The sequence below is a fragment of the Nostoc sp. LEGE 12447 genome (assembly GCF_015206985.1).
Classification (GTDB): domain Bacteria; phylum Cyanobacteriota; class Cyanobacteriia; order Cyanobacteriales; family Nostocaceae; genus Nostoc.
This window is the reverse complement of sequence record NZ_JADEXT010000010.1, coordinates 153,018-166,935: the sequence shown is the minus strand read 5'-3', so window position 1 is coordinate 166,935 and position 13,918 is coordinate 153,018. Positions and strand designations below refer to the sequence as shown.

12 protein-coding genes and 1 pseudogene are annotated in these 13,918 nt (G+C 42.3%); 5 read left to right on the top strand and 8 right to left on the bottom strand.

Features of this window, described 5'->3' with window-relative positions; translation table 11 throughout:
• Window positions 1–28: 28 nt before the first annotated feature.
• Window positions 29–517, top strand: a complete 489-nt coding sequence (locus IQ274_RS13890) for a hypothetical protein (RefSeq protein ID WP_194142594.1) — start codon at window positions 29–31, stop codon at window positions 515–517.
• Window positions 518–596: 79 nt separating this feature from the next.
• Here IQ274_RS13890 and IQ274_RS13885 read toward each other — a convergent pair whose 3' ends face one another.
• The 3 genes from IQ274_RS13885 to IQ274_RS13875 all read right to left on the bottom strand — a co-directional run bounded on the left by IQ274_RS13885 (window position 597) and on the right by IQ274_RS13875 (window position 3,170).
• Complete coding sequence (locus tag IQ274_RS13885) at window positions 597–1,247, bottom strand: hypothetical protein (protein WP_041565806.1); 651 nt, start codon at window positions 1,245–1,247, stop codon at window positions 597–599.
• Window positions 1,248–1,448: 201 nt separating this feature from the next.
• On the bottom strand, window positions 1,449–2,549 hold the full coding sequence (locus IQ274_RS13880) for a D-alanine--D-alanine ligase family protein (protein WP_194142593.1): 1,101 nt from the start codon (window positions 2,547–2,549) through the stop codon (window positions 1,449–1,451).
• Window positions 2,550–2,672: 123 nt separating this feature from the next.
• The gene (locus tag IQ274_RS13875; protein ID WP_194142592.1) at window positions 2,673–3,170 is read right to left on the bottom strand and encodes a hypothetical protein; all 498 of its coding nucleotides are present in this window, start codon (window positions 3,168–3,170) and stop codon (window positions 2,673–2,675) included.
• 179 nt (window positions 3,171–3,349) lie between these two features.
• On the opposite strand from IQ274_RS13875, the gene IQ274_RS13870 reads away from it, so the two are divergent.
• Window positions 3,350–5,041: an NAD-binding protein gene (locus IQ274_RS13870; RefSeq protein WP_163932851.1), complete on the top strand. Its 1,692-nt coding sequence runs from the start codon at window positions 3,350–3,352 to the stop codon at window positions 5,039–5,041.
• Window positions 5,042–5,248: 207 nt separating this feature from the next.
• Here the strand turns inward: IQ274_RS13870 and def are convergent, their stop codons facing one another.
• Window positions 5,249–5,779: a peptide deformylase gene (gene def, locus IQ274_RS13865; RefSeq protein ID WP_194142591.1), complete on the bottom strand. Its 531-nt coding sequence runs from the start codon at window positions 5,777–5,779 to the stop codon at window positions 5,249–5,251.
• Window positions 5,780–5,941: 162 nt separating this feature from the next.
• On the bottom strand, window positions 5,942–7,183 hold the full coding sequence (locus tag IQ274_RS13860) for an HhoA/HhoB/HtrA family serine endopeptidase (protein WP_194142590.1): 1,242 nt from the start codon (window positions 7,181–7,183) through the stop codon (window positions 5,942–5,944).
• Between the two features lie 164 nt (window positions 7,184–7,347).
• Between IQ274_RS13860 and dnaA the strand changes: the two genes are divergently transcribed.
• Entirely contained in the window at window positions 7,348–8,727 is a 1,380-nt protein-coding gene (gene dnaA / locus IQ274_RS13855) for a chromosomal replication initiator protein DnaA (protein ID WP_163932857.1), read from the top strand.
• Between the two features lie 9 nt (window positions 8,728–8,736).
• Window positions 8,737–9,084 (top strand): annotated as a pseudogene (locus tag IQ274_RS13850) (glycoside hydrolase family 10 protein); the annotation flags it as partial.
• A gap of 232 nt (window positions 9,085–9,316) precedes the next feature.
• On the opposite strand, the gene IQ274_RS13845 reads toward IQ274_RS13850, so the two are convergent.
• The 3 genes from IQ274_RS13845 to IQ274_RS13840 all read right to left on the bottom strand — a co-directional run bounded on the left by IQ274_RS13845 (window position 9,317) and on the right by IQ274_RS13840 (window position 13,113).
• Entirely contained in the window at window positions 9,317–10,807 is a 1,491-nt protein-coding gene (locus IQ274_RS13845; protein ID WP_194142589.1) for a glutamine synthetase family protein, read from the bottom strand.
• 572 nt (window positions 10,808–11,379) lie between these two features.
• Window positions 11,380–11,622, bottom strand: coding sequence for a hypothetical protein (locus tag IQ274_RS36535; protein ID WP_228058181.1), 243 nt, complete (start codon window positions 11,620–11,622; stop codon window positions 11,380–11,382).
• Window positions 11,623–11,922: 300 nt separating this feature from the next.
• Window positions 11,923–13,113, bottom strand: coding sequence for a pyridoxal phosphate-dependent aminotransferase (locus IQ274_RS13840; protein ID WP_194142588.1), 1,191 nt, complete (start codon window positions 13,111–13,113; stop codon window positions 11,923–11,925).
• A gap of 179 nt (window positions 13,114–13,292) precedes the next feature.
• On the opposite strand from IQ274_RS13840, the gene IQ274_RS13835 reads away from it, so the two are divergent.
• Window positions 13,293–13,892, top strand: a complete 600-nt coding sequence (locus tag IQ274_RS13835; RefSeq protein ID WP_194142587.1) for an MBL fold metallo-hydrolase — start codon at window positions 13,293–13,295, stop codon at window positions 13,890–13,892.
• Window positions 13,893–13,918 lie beyond the last annotated feature (26 nt).

Sequence of the window (13,918 nt, the reverse complement as noted above, 5' to 3'; positions counted from 1 at the left end):
TTTCTTTTAGTGCCCCTGTTTATTACCAATGCCACCGAAAATAACAAATCCAGTTGCATGGCAGCAGGCTGAAATCCTCATGCAACCTGCTTTCATTCGCGTTATCGATAATATCCGTAAGTCCCTTGATGAATCTTCTTGGACGGGAACTTACCATGATGTTCTGATTTGGCCGCCTAACACCACTGATGAAATCAAAGCATTGGTGACTGAGTTGTTGCAAGCAATGGAAACTGCAACGCCCCAAGAAGCCGATGAAATTAGAAAGACTCTTACTCGTTTGCCGATGCCCCATCCAGGATATCATCTACGTTTGCAGCGTCAACAGCAAGAAGCGAGTATCGATTTGTGGGAATTGTGTTATGAGGTGTGTTTTATTGAATACAGCCCACAGAAAGAAGCTGCTGAGATTGATACTAGTTTAATTGATGAACTGGGTGAAGTGGATTGGCTGCGTTTGGATGCTAAAGCAAAGGATTTAGTTGAACAGGCGTTTGCTAAATTGCCAGAAGGATAAATATTAGTAAAGGCACGGTATAACCGTGCCCTAATTCGCAAAAAGTATTATTTTGAAAGATTTTTGCTTTACATTAAATTTAATACTGGCGTAAAATTGCAGACAATGAACTATTTTTACGAAGATCCATTAAGTCTGCTAAAGAATCTGTGCGCGTATCCAAGTGGTGCTTGTGTTCTGCTGGCAGAACCGTCACTAGATGTTTTGCTTTAGGTTGCATCTGCATCAGCGGCATCAGTTGTGGCTGTGGCACAAAAATTGGTTGGTTCTTGGGAAGGCGTGGTTCCAATCTTTGGTACTGGCTTTGTGCCAAGCGTGCCTGATGTCGGTTAACCTGTTTTTGGACTTTTTGCGGTTGCGTTTTCCGGTTAAGCATTTTGAAAACGAGCAAAGAACCACCACCACAACTGAGGACGATCGCAGCCACCATCCATAAAGGTGTAGGATTACTATTCTCAGAGGGCACACTGATTGGTTCTTCAACAATAACTGGGATTGTTTCTGGTTCTTCTTGTGCTACCTGTCCAGCATTACCTAAGCTATACAGGGCAAAGGCACCACCTCCTAAAAACATGGCTAAACACCCAGTTAACAATAGCCAAGGATGGTGTGTTACCAGATATATCAGAACATTCGAGCTTTGTTTTAATCTCGATTTCCTGTTTGTCAGCTCTGGAGTAGCCCTTCTGAGTCGGGTTGGCTCGCGCTGTACACTCTGACTTTTTTCCATGATTACTTTCAGATTTGTACCCCTCTAGTCAATAAATTGTACTGGAGGAGTCAAGCATCAGGTATCCGTAACAAAATTTCAGATTCCAGTAGCTTTTTTGTAAAACAGAAGCTACCAAATCTGACTAAGTTTTGTCAAAATTGTGTATTTCTTATGACTTCTCGCCGTAATGCTCTGAAATCAGTTTGCTTATTTTTTTTGTCAGCTAGGAGAATACCTTTCAAGAGCAAGTTGAATTAACCGATCAACTAATTCTGGAAAGGAGACTCCACTATGGGCCCAGAGTTGGGGATACATACTCGTCGCCGTAAAGCCTGGCAACGTATTGATTTCGTTAATCAAAACCTCTTGTGTAGCTTCTACATAGAAGAAATCGACCCTTGCCAATCCGGCAGCATCAACAGCTGCAAAGGCTTGCAAAGCCATGTCCTGAATTTGACGAGCGATCGCATCTGGAATCGGTGCTGGAATCAGTAAATCTGCCCGACCTTCTGTATATTTAGTTTCATAATCATAAAAATCGCTATCATAACTAATCTCTCCAACGATAGAGGCTTGGGGTTGATCGTTGCCTAAAACAGCACACTCAACTTCCCTGGCGACGACACCAGCTTCTACAACCAGTCTTCGGTCATAACTGGCGGCATTATCTAAGGCGGCTTCTAATTCTTGGCGCGATCGCACTTTGGCAATACCCACCGATGAACCCAAATTAGCAGGTTTAACAAAAGCGGGATAACCTAATGCTGCCTCAATCTCATCACACAGTTTTGGAAACACGCAAGGATTAGACCAAACTTGCGCTCTAGTTATCGCTTTATATTTTACCTGTGCTAGTCCCGCTTGCTCAAAGGCCATTTTCATGGCAATTTTATCCATTCCCATTGCCGAACCTAACACCCCAGAACCAACAAAGGGGACTTGCATCAAAGTTAATAACCCTTGAATTGTCCCGTCTTCACCGTTGGGGCCGTGGAGAACGGGAAACCAAATATCCACTTGGGCAACTTGAGAGGGAGATTCCCATTTACTCAGGGTTTGGGCTTGAGGGTTGGATGTCAGATTTTCCTCAGAAGTTGATTGTTCAGCTTCCAAAAGCGGACTGCCTGTTTCTAAAACCTTTTGGGGTGCTTCTCCCGCTAGCCAGCGTCCATCTTTTTGGATGTAAAAAGGAAGTATTTCGTACTTACTAGCATTTTCCTCTGCACTCAGGGCTTTAGCGATCGCCCGTGCTGATTTGATTGAAACTTCATGTTCTCCCGAACGACCGCCAAACAGTAACCCCACGCGCAGCTTAGTCATTTTCGGTTCCTCCACACTTCTCAAGCAGATAGCGTATCACAACCTACAAAAATTGCCATATTTTTCTATATTATTTTTTGCCTGTTGAAACCCTACTTAGAAAAACTCTCCTATTTTGATGAGTTAGTCAGCGATCGCCCATCTGACATAAGGGCGGGAAGCCACTACACTCTTGTAAGTGATTAGGCGAGCGGGTGCATCAATTTTTCGTAAATCTACACGGAAATAAGCTTTTTTATTTTTAAATTCTACATTGTAGAAAGTATATTCCTGCTCACGAGTTTGACCTACACAAGAAGCATAATTACTGCGTAAAGGTGAAACAAATTCCACAAACTGCTTATTATTAGATGAAACTAACTTAGTTTCATCTGCAAACTCTCTAGTATCTGCCACTACCGTATGTTCAGCACCGCCTTCATAAGGTAGAACAAACCACCACAGTCCAATTGTTGGAGGACATGTACCACTGCTACGTTGTACATTCAGTGTTACATGAGGTGCAGAAATCGCCCCTGGCTCTGACTGTTGCTGTGCTTGCGCTGTAGCTGCTATGGTTCCTGCCAAAACTAGGGGGCATAAAATAGTACCGAAAGTTGATAATTGTACCAAATTTTTCATAACTTGAATTTTTTCAAATTTCAGGTATCCAAATAACATCGACTTTCATAAATTTGTAAAAGTGCCATCTTATTTAAAACAATCGTGTTGTCAGCTACAGTTATATTCCAGGAAAATGGGCAACAATATTGATCAATAACTAGAAATGCAGCCCTACCTGTAAAAGATGCTGCCGTTTCATGAAACCCAGAATTATTGTTTGCGGCTTAGGACGTACCGGATATAAAACCTTTCGTTTGCTGAGACATCAGGGGGCCTTCGTTGTTGGCATTCATCACCAATCTATCCCTGGCGAAACGGCAGGAGATGTGATTGTTGGCGATTTACAAGCAGCTTCTACCCTAACAGCAGCAGGAATTCAACAGGCACATACTTTAGTCATTGCTGGCTCTAAAGATGCTCTGAATTTGTCTATTATGATGCAAGCGCGGGTGCTGAATCCCCAGATTCGGATTATCAACCGTTTTTATAATACAAATTTGGGCGAGCGCCTAGATCAAAGTTTGCCAGACCATTTGAGTATGAGTGTTGTGGGATTAGCAGCACCCGTATTCACCTTTGCAGCGATGGGAAACCGAGCGATCGGACAAATCAAATTATTTCAGCAAACTTGGCCAATTCACGAAGAATACATCGATGAAAACCACTTCTGGAGAGGTTTAAAGCTGAGTGAATTGTGGGAAGACCGATCGCGGATGCTGATTTATTACTTGCCAGTAGAAGGTGAGATGGATTTGGTGTCAGGTGTCATATCTGGACAAGAGATCCAAGTAGGCGATCGCTTAATTATTGGTACACAACCCCGCATCCGTTCTCCCCGAAGATCGTTGATTAAAAAACTGCTGAAAGCCTTAACTAATTTTAAGCAGTTTCAGCAACATGGGCGATCGGTATTGGTGGGTGCTGTTGTGTTACTTGCAGTTATTGCGATCGCTACACTCACCTATATGTCGGCTGAGTTGAGTTTATCTCCTGTCGATGCTCTATATTTTTCTGTAGGTATGATTACGGGAGCGGGTGGTAATGACAAAGTAGTAGAAAATGCTCCTAACAGTATTAAGTTATTTACTGTTGTAATGATGCTGGTTGGAGCGGTGGTGATTGGTATTTGGTATGCAATGCTCACCGATTTTGTCTTAGGAAGCCGCTTTAAGCAATTTTGGGATGCAGCCAGAATACCCCAGCGATATCACTACATTGTCTGTGGCTTAAGTGGTATTGGGGTGAGAATTGTCCAGCAACTCCACGCCAGCGGACATGAAGTTGTAGTAGTTGAACCCGACTCCAATAACAAATATATCAACACCGCCCGCGAACTCGGTATCCCCGTGATTCAGGGTGATGCCAGTTTCCGCACAATACTCAAATCCAGCAATATAGACTCTGCTGCCGCAGTGATTGCTGTTACTAACAATGATGCCACCAATCTGGAAATTGCCCTCAAAGCCAAAGGCTTGACACCCAGCATTCCTGTGATTGTTCATTATGCCGATCCCGATTTTGCTGGCATAGCTCAACAGCTATTTGGCTTCGAGGCTGTACTGAGTCCGGCTGAACTAGCAGCCCCAGCTTTTGCTGCTGCTGCACTAGGGGGACGCATTCTTGGCAATGGCATCACAGCCGATAGCCTTTGGGTAGCTTTTGCAACTGTGATTACACCTTTACACGCCTTTTGTGGTCAGTGGGTGAAAGATGTAGCTATGTCTGCTGATTGCGTACCTTTGTACGTAGAAACTAACCACCAAACCCTTCACGGTTGGGATTTATTAGAGACAAGTCTCAGTGCTGGTGATGTTTTATATATGACTATGCCAGCGACACGGCTATATCAATTGTGGCGAGACGAGCGAGTTTGCGAAACACACGCTTAAATAATTCGTAATTCGTAATTCGTAATTTGTAATTAATATACTACTTCCCACTCCAATACTGTTCGGTTAAGGCAAGAGACGCGATGAATCACCGTCTCTACAAAAAACTGCTTATTGTAGAGACGGCAATTTGTCGCGTCTTTGTGATCTAAAATTTTCATCAAAAAACCTTAACCAAACCGTATTTTTCCTACTTTCCACTCCCATTTATTTGTTAACTACTCGTTCTTGATATTCCTGCTCAGTAATCATATCAAGAGTGCTTTCTAGACGATCAACAAATACGATACCGTCGAGATGATCGTACTCGTGTTGAAAAATCCGAGCAATAAAATCGGTTAATTCTTGCTTTTGTAAGTTGCCTTGAGAGTCAGTGTATTCCACTTCAATAGATTTATAGCGAGGAACTAACCCTCTAATTCCGGGAACACTTAAACAACCTTCCCAATCTTTGACAACTTCAGTTGAATGAGCAATGATTTTGGGATTAATCATAGCAGTAGGTTCCATTTCCGGCGCGTTGGGATATCTGGCATTAGGACGGGAAGCCACAATAAATAAACGATAAGATTGTGCTACTTGAGGTGCAGCAATTCCCACGCCGTTAGCCTTGGCAACAGTGGCAATTAAGTCTTCAATTAATTTCTGGATATGCTCATCTTGAATATTCTCAACCCAAACAGCTTTTTGGCGCAATGTTGGATTGCCTAATTGAATGATTGGTGCTAATTCAGTCATGATAAAACTATTTTGGGGAATGGGGAATGGGGAGTGGGGAATGGGGAATGGGGAATGGGGAATGGGAAATGGGAAATGGGAAATGGGGAATGAGGCATTAGTATTCACAAATGACAAATGACCGATGACCAATGACTAATTACAAATGACAAATGACAAACTTTATCCTTCTCGTCTTGCGGGTAAAGCAGCAGGTTGAACTGCTATTTGAACAATTTGCCCATTGCGTTCCACCTGTATTGGTAACTTAGTACCGATTTTGCTATTTTCTACCAGCTTTTGTACTTCTTCAATTTTAGTAACAGGCTGGCTGTTAATGCTTTTAATCACATCACCAACTCGTAGTCCAGCCACCGACGCAGGCGATCGCGGCACAATCTCAACCAGCAAAACACCCTCATCTGCTGTAAGATTTAAGCGATCGCCTGCTTTATCTCTTATTTTTTCTTTAATTTCTGGTGTCAGTGTCACCATCTGAACACCCAAATAAGGATGATCGACTTTGCCTGTAGCAATTAATTCCTGGGCAATTTTTTGTGCAGTGTTAATGGGGATAGCAAATCCCAAGCCTTGAGCGCCTCGGATAATAGCTGTGTTCATTGCTATTACCTGTCCACGAGCATTAAGCAATGGCCCACCAGAATTACCAGGGTTAATCGCAGCATCGGTTTGGATGTAATCAACCCGCTTGTCACTAGCACCGATATCTCTACCAGAACGACCTGTAGCACTAATAATCCCAGAAGTGACGGTGTTATTCAAGCCTAAAGGGTTGCCAATAGCTATTACTGCTTCTCCTGGTTGTAAAGCATCAGAGTTACCTACAGATAAGGTTGGCAGATTATTAGCATCAATTTTGATCACAGCAACATCCGTTACTGGATCTTCACCTAGTACTTTACCGTCAAAAGTCCGCCCATCTTTGAGTATGACAGTCACTCTATCAGCACCATCTACTACATGGGAATTGGTCAAAATTTGACCTGAAGAATTAATAATAAATCCAGAGCCACTACCGCGCTCTACCCTTTGTCTAGGCTGTGGTGCTGCATCTCCAAAAAACCGACGGAAAAATGGATCGTTAAATTCGTCTGGTACGCGAGAAGTGATTGTTCGAGAAGAATCAATGCGAACTACCGCAGGCCCCACATTTTGTACTACTTTTACCACAAAATTAGGATCTCCAGACGACGAGAAAATCGGCGGGGGGACAATTCCTTGATTGGGTTCTATTGTTTCTTGGGGTTGAGTGTCACTTTGTCGAGTCTCAAAGGTCTTAGCTGGTACAAGAGAGCAGCTTCCCAAGAACACCATTGCTACCCCATATAACAGCATCCACCACCTCTGTGGTAAACCCCTGGTATCAGTTTTTTTGGGTGCTAAGTCATGGTTTGTTGTCTTCATGTATCGTTGCTTCTCCGTGTCAGTCGGTGAGTGTTAGGATCTTGCCTACTGGGTATGTCCCAAAATGATTACAACTTAAAAGCTTATTCTAGGTCTAGCGTGTCTGGATGCTAAATTGATGCTTTATCTTCTATTGTGACGATTAGCAGCAAAGGTGGTGGATAATGGAAATTCCCATAGAAAGTCTGTGGAGTCAGGTACTAGAGCGCCTACAGGTTGAACTATCCCGACCGACCTTTGAAACTTGGATAAAAACTGCTAGTGCGGAGCGATTAGAAAATAATTGCTTAGTAATCCGCACTCCTAACCCATTTGCTCGTAATTGGTTACAAAAGTATTACATAAATACCATTGCTCATGCAGTACAAGATATTCTCGGTCATCCCGTAGGAATTTACATTACTGTTGCTCAAGGTGATGAAGTTTCTCATTTTAGTGAACGCGAGGTTTCTTGGGAATCAACAAATCCTAGCAGTATTCCTGAAGCTGTTTCTCATCACAATCATAAAACTACTGAATTAAATTCTAAATATGTCTTTTCACGATTTGTAGTTGGTGCCAACAATCGGATGGCTCACGCTGCTTCTTTGGCAGTTGCAGAATCTCCAGGTAAAGAGTTTAATCCTTTATTTTTATGCGGTGGGGTAGGTTTAGGTAAAACTCATCTGATGCAAGCTATTGGTCATTATCGCTGGAAAATTTCTCCTGATTGTAAAATATTTTATGTTTCTACTGAACAATTTACTAATGATTTAATTACAGCGATTCGTAAAGATAGTATGCAAAGTTTTCGAGAACATTATCGAGCTGCTGATGTTTTATTAGTTGATGATATTCAGTTTCTTGAAGGCAAAGAATACACTCAAGAAGAATTTTTTTATACTTTTAATACTTTACATGAAGCTGGCAAACAAGTTGTGATTGCTTCCGATCGTCCTCCTAACCAGATTCCTAGCTTACAAGAACGTCTTTGTTCTCGGTTTTCTATGGGGTTAATTGCAGATATCCAAAAGCCGGATTTAGAAACGAGAATGGCAATTTTGCAAAAAAAAGCCGAGGATGAAAATATTTGTCTTCCCCGCGATGTGATTGAGTATATTGCTTCTAACTATACTTCTAATATTCGAGAATTAGAAGGAGCTTTAATTCGGGCGGTGGCTTATATTTCTATTTGGGGCTTACCGATGACGGTAGAAAATATCACACCTGTTTTAGAGCCGCCTAACGAAAAAATGGCAGCTACCCCAGAAGCAATTTTAAAGGTTGTAGCGGATAATTTTGATGTTTCAATAGACGATCTCAAAGGTAACTCACGACGAAGAGAGATTAGCTGGGCGCGTCAAATAGGAATGTATCTCATGCGTCAACATACATCTCTGAGTTTGCCGAGAATTGGCGAGGAGTTTGGTGGTAAAGACCATACAACGGTAATCTATAGTTGCGATAAAATTACCCAACTCCACCAGAGCGATCGCACTTTAGCACAAACTCTCCGCCAACTGAGCGATCGCATCAACATGACTAGCCGTTCTCAAAAATCATAGGGTAAATATACTGCAAATTTAACTAAATTTGTGCAACAAATGGTAACTTCTATGAAAAAAGCTAATCCATCGGTGAGTTTTGATATTTGCCATCATAACCCCTATTGGGCTAAAAAATATTTTGCAGCTGACTGGGAAAAATGGGGTGCAGATCGTATATTTATTCAAGCTTATAATGATAGTAATTTTGTTGAAGAGTTAAATTATGCTCAAAAATATGCTGGAGTTGCGATTACAGATTGGCAAATGGGTCGTTTAAAAGAATTAGTGGACAACCCAAAAATTAGAAGTATCTTAGTTTTTCCATTTTCAGGAAACCCAGAGAAAACAGCTTATAGCTTAAAAAACTCCCTATGATGTAGGAGCAAATATTCTGAATGGGAAAAGAAGAGATAATGAATAAAGTATCATTTAAAAGAGTTTTAAACAGTGCAGACAAGTAAATAAGTTGGCACAATAAAATCAAACTATGTAAAGAAAATAAACTAGCTAAAACCCTATTGTCTATTGCCTTATCCCAACGACAATTATTTACGTCCATTTACTGAGTAAATCTGGTTTATTAAAAGAGGTATAAACCCAACTCAACTTAAAATAATTCAAAATATTCTCTTTGTTCCCAGTTAGTCACCTGCTTTAAATACTCTTCTGGTGGCTGATCGGCGACGGACTGCAAAAAGCGATTAATTTCACTCTCTTTCATCTTAATGATGAAGTTTATGAACTGCTGCCCCATTTTTTGAGCAAAAAGTTCGCTTTGGCTCAAATATGAAATCGCCTCTGGCAAACTTTTGGGTAAAATCGGATTTTCTGTAGTGTAAGGTTCCTCTGTTGGAGAGCCAGGATCAAGTTTACAATCTACACCATCTAAACCAGAAATCAATTGCGATGCCATGTAGAGATAGGGATTGGCTGCTGGTTCTCCAACTCGGTTTTCAATGTGGGTACTGGGGTCATCAAAACCGCCTTGTAATCTAATCATTGCCCCTCGGTTTTCCAATCCCCACCCTGCACGGTCAGGGGCTAGAGAATAAGGTCTAAATCTTTTGTAGCCGTTAATTGTTGGGGTTGTAAACACAGAAGCAGCATTGGCGTGTTTGAGAAGACCACCAACGAAGTGTTTAGCTAAATCTGACGTGAGGGTTTGGGAGTTTGCAGACATGAAAGCGTTCTCGCCTGTGGTAAGGTCTACAAGGGATTGGTGCAAATGCCAGCCATTAGAAGAAGAACCTTGCAATCCTGGACGACACATAAATGATGCGATGTAACCTTGTTGACGGCAGATTTGCTTGGTTGCCATTCGGAATATCATCATTGTATCGGCAGCTTGCAATGCAGAAATTGGGTCAAAAGTAAATTCAAATTGACCAACACCCCCTTCGTTTTCTACACTCCTTAAAGGCAATTTCATTTCAACTAAATTCTCTGCCAGAAGGCGCAGTAAATCTTGAATCTCTGGATTGTGAGATTCTAAAAGGTATTGAAAGCTATGTTCTACAGCGCTAACTTTAGCAGGTTCACCGGGTTTTCCAGAAGTACCAACATTAGCGATCGCTAACATCGGATCTTCCAGCTTTACTAGATACCACTCAACTTCTAAGCCGACAATATGCTCCAATTCTCTTTGATGTAACTCCACCAATGATTGGCGCAAAATACCGCGACTAGAAAAGGGCATTGGCTGACCATTCTGAAAGTACTCATCACAGAGAATAAAGCCAGTACGTTTTGCCCAAGGCACAATTTTGAAGGTATCAGGGTCAGGAACAGCCACAAGATTTGGCGCGCCTGTCATCAAAGGCATATCTAAACTACCGCCAGGGACAAACGGGTTAAATACTATTGCACCACCAGTATCAAACAGGAATGTCCCTGTGCTGATTTGCATACCGTTTTCCAGGGCGCTGAAAAAAGCTTGGGGTAAGAGTGACTTACTGCGAACAATGCCATGCTGGTCTGACCAAGCGGTACGAATCAACAATAAATCCTGTTCTTTAACAATAGCCTTGATTTTTTCAGATGCTTCTTTTTGGATTTCTGTCCACAGGTGATGACGTTCAATAAATCCAGGTCTTTTCATTGGGATTGTCTAATCATGTTCAACTGCTTGTGTGGTTAGTTTGACACTTCTTTCGCCAGTTTTGTGAATAATAAATATGGAACTAACCTTCAAGGGTGGCGTAAAGTAAATCGCAGAGGGTACGGTAAACCCCAATACTGCTCGGGTTTTGCATTTTTAACTCGGAATTGGATTTAGGGTAAAGGTTAAAGGGTAAAGGTTAAAGGTTTTTTCTTTCCCTTTTCCCCTTCCCCTTTTCCCCTTAACCGACAAGTATTGCGGTAAACCCCAATACTTTTGGCTTTGTGCATTTTTAATTCGGAATTGGGTTTTGGGAAAAGGTTAAAGGGGAATGGCACGCTTGAAAAGCTGAAACCTCCTTTCTGGCAGGGTGGGGGAGGTGTGGGAGGACGGGGAAGAAGTCTTACCCCCCACACTCCCCATACTCAAAAATCTTGTTATATCAGGGCTTTGCGATTAACAAGTGTGCCATTCGGTTAAAGGTTTTTTTTTCCCTTTTCCCTTTCTCCTTTTCCCCAAAACACGAGAAGTATTTATATCTAATACCGTTTTTTTTGTGAAGCTGCATATATTTACCCCCCGGCTGTCGCCGTCCCCCCAATCCATCCTACGGTGTATACACAAGTCTGAACTGGCTCAATAATTTGGGTTTTACCCCACTCTAACCACTGCTTGAATTCAATAAACAACCGCCCGAATTCAATAAACAACCGCCCGAATTCAATAAACAACCGCCCGAATTCAATAAACGACCGCCTGAATTCAATAAACGACCGCCCGAATTCAATAAACAACCGCCCGAATTCAATAAACAACCGCCCGAATTCAATAAACGACCGCCTGAATTCAATAAATGACTGGATTTAAGAAGAAATTCGATTTGTGTGTACACACACGGTAGCCCAATCCATCGGGGGGACTACAGGGGGGTTTTGTTATGTGCATCTTCATAGAGAATTGGTATAACCTATTCTCAAGAGCAATATGATTTTGTTAGATGACCCAAAAAAATTGGCAAAAAACGCCCTTCTCCGACTCGGAGAAGAACAGGCTGGAATGAAAGTTCAAGTTAAGGTAAGGAGAGGTTTCTCGAACTCACGTTAAATTAATTTGCATTAGGTTGTCGATTGCAGAGTTTGCTGTAGCTTGAGTAAGCGATCGCTCGCTGCTTGTAATGTCTCAGGTGTTTTGCTAAAGCAGAATCTGATCAATGAATGGCCTTTTTCTGGTTGGCTGAAAAAGCTGGAACCAGGAACTACGGCAACACCAATATTTTTAATGAGATGGTAAGTGAATTCAATATCTGTTTTGTAGCCAAATTTAGAAATATCTGCAAGAACATAATAGGCTCCTTGGGGAAGGAAGTAAGGAATGCCAACTCCATCGAGTATCTGTAAGATCGAGTCTCGTTTTTGGTGATAAAGCTTGCCTAGTTCTTCATAATAGGATGGTGGTAGTTGCATGGCGGCAACTCCGGCTCGTTGCAATGGTGCGGGAGCGCCAACGGTGAGAAAATCATGGACTTTGCGAATGGCTCCCGTTAATACGGGGTTTGCCAAAATGTAACCAACTCGCCATCCGGTGACACTATAAGTTTTGGATAGACCGTTAATGGTAATGGTGCGTTCTTCCATACCGGGAAGGGTCGCTAGGGCAATATGTTGAGTGCCATCATAGAGAATATGTTCGTAGATTTCATCTGTGAAGGCTAACACATCCCATTTTTGACAAAGTTCAGCAATTAGGGTGAGTTCTTCACGGGTGAAAACTTTGCCGGTGGGGTTATGGGGTGTGTTGATAATAATAGCTTTGGTATTAGCATTGAAAGCTTGACGCAACTGTGCTTCATCAAATGTCCAATGGGGAGGATGCAGTGTTACGTATCGGGGTGTGGCACCAGCTAAAATGGCATCGGGACCGTAGTTTTCGTAATAAGGCTCAAATACAATTACTTCATCACCAGGATCGACTGTTGCCAGCATTACAGATGCCATTGCTTCTGTAGAACCACAGGTGACGGTGATTTGGGTTTCAGGGTTGATATCTAAGCCGAGATACCAACGAACTTTGCTAGCGATCGCATGACGAAATGCGCGATCGCCCCAAGTAATGGCATACTGGTTGACATCTGCCTCTATGGCTTCATAAGCTGCCTGTTTCAACTCCAATGGACATGGAAAATCAGGAAACCCCTGAGCCAGATTCACTGCACTATATTGCAGTGCCACCCGTGTCATTTCCCGAATTACCGACTCTCTAAACTGGTCTGCCTTCGCTGATATTTTTTTACGCCCAATCTCACTCACTCCCCTACCTCCGTTGATCTCGATTGCGGTTATGCAGGAATTTTTCTAAAACCCATAATACCGATAGCTTTATCGTAGTATACTCAAATTCGAGATTCAGAGGGAATGCAACCTTATAATCTATATACTTAATTATTGATATTAATAGTCAATTACTGAAGTACTGATCCAGAATCATCATGAAATCTTTGCACCGTCCCGATCTCTATAGCTGGTCTAATTTCAATCCGGCAAGAAATATTGATTTCAATGGGATTGCCTGGATTCGCCCAGATGGAAACATCTTGATTGACCCAGTAGCCCTATCAAACCATGATTGGAATCATTTGAAATCCCTCGGTGGTGTAGTCTGGATTGTGCTGACGAATTCCGAGCATGTCAGGGCAAGTAAAGATATTGCCGATCAAACTTATGCTAAGATAGCCGGCCCAGTGGCAGAAAAAGACACTTTTCCCATACCTTGCGATCGCTGGTTATCTGATGGTGAAGAGTTTGTACCTGGGTTAAAAGTAATTGAACTCCAAGGCTCGAAAACTCCCGGTGAATTGGCTCTGTTACTGGAGGAGACAACTTTGATTACAGGGGATTTAGTCAGGGCACGTAAAGCAGGTAGCTTAACTATATTGCCAGATGAAAAGCTACTGAATCGAGAGGAAGCTGTTGCTTCGGTTCGCAGGTTAGCTCAACTGAGTCAGGTTGAAGCAGTGCTGGTGGGGGATGGTTGGCCCGTCTTCCGCGATGGACGCGATCGCTTAAAGGAACTTGTAGCCACGCTATAAATGGCTGGGGCGATGCCTACTTTCAG

Bases quoted from the DNA above. Each gene is read 5' to 3' on its own strand.
- IQ274_RS13885 (WP_041565806.1), bottom strand. From the start codon at position 1,247: ATGGAAAAAAGTCAGAGTGTACAGCGCGAGCCAACCCGACTCAGAAGG.
- def (WP_194142591.1), bottom strand. From the start codon at position 5,779: ATGACTGAATTAGCACCAATCATTCAATTAGGCAATCCAACATTGCGC.
- IQ274_RS13835 (WP_194142587.1), top strand. From the start codon at position 13,293: ATGAAATCTTTGCACCGTCCCGATCTCTATAGCTGGTCTAATTTCAAT.
- IQ274_RS13880 (WP_194142593.1), bottom strand. From the start codon at position 2,549: ATGACTAAGCTGCGCGTGGGGTTACTGTTTGGCGGTCGTTCGGGAGAA.
- IQ274_RS13860 (WP_194142590.1), bottom strand. From the start codon at position 7,183: ATGAAGACAACAAACCATGACTTAGCACCCAAAAAAACTGATACCAGG.
- dnaA (WP_163932857.1), top strand. From the start codon at position 7,348: ATGGAAATTCCCATAGAAAGTCTGTGGAGTCAGGTACTAGAGCGCCTA.
- IQ274_RS13870 (WP_163932851.1), top strand. From the start codon at position 3,350: ATGAAACCCAGAATTATTGTTTGCGGCTTAGGACGTACCGGATATAAA.
- IQ274_RS13890 (WP_194142594.1), top strand. From the start codon at position 29: ATGCCACCGAAAATAACAAATCCAGTTGCATGGCAGCAGGCTGAAATC.
- IQ274_RS13875 (WP_194142592.1), bottom strand. From the start codon at position 3,170: ATGAAAAATTTGGTACAATTATCAACTTTCGGTACTATTTTATGCCCC.
- IQ274_RS13845 (WP_194142589.1), bottom strand. From the start codon at position 10,807: ATGAAAAGACCTGGATTTATTGAACGTCATCACCTGTGGACAGAAATC.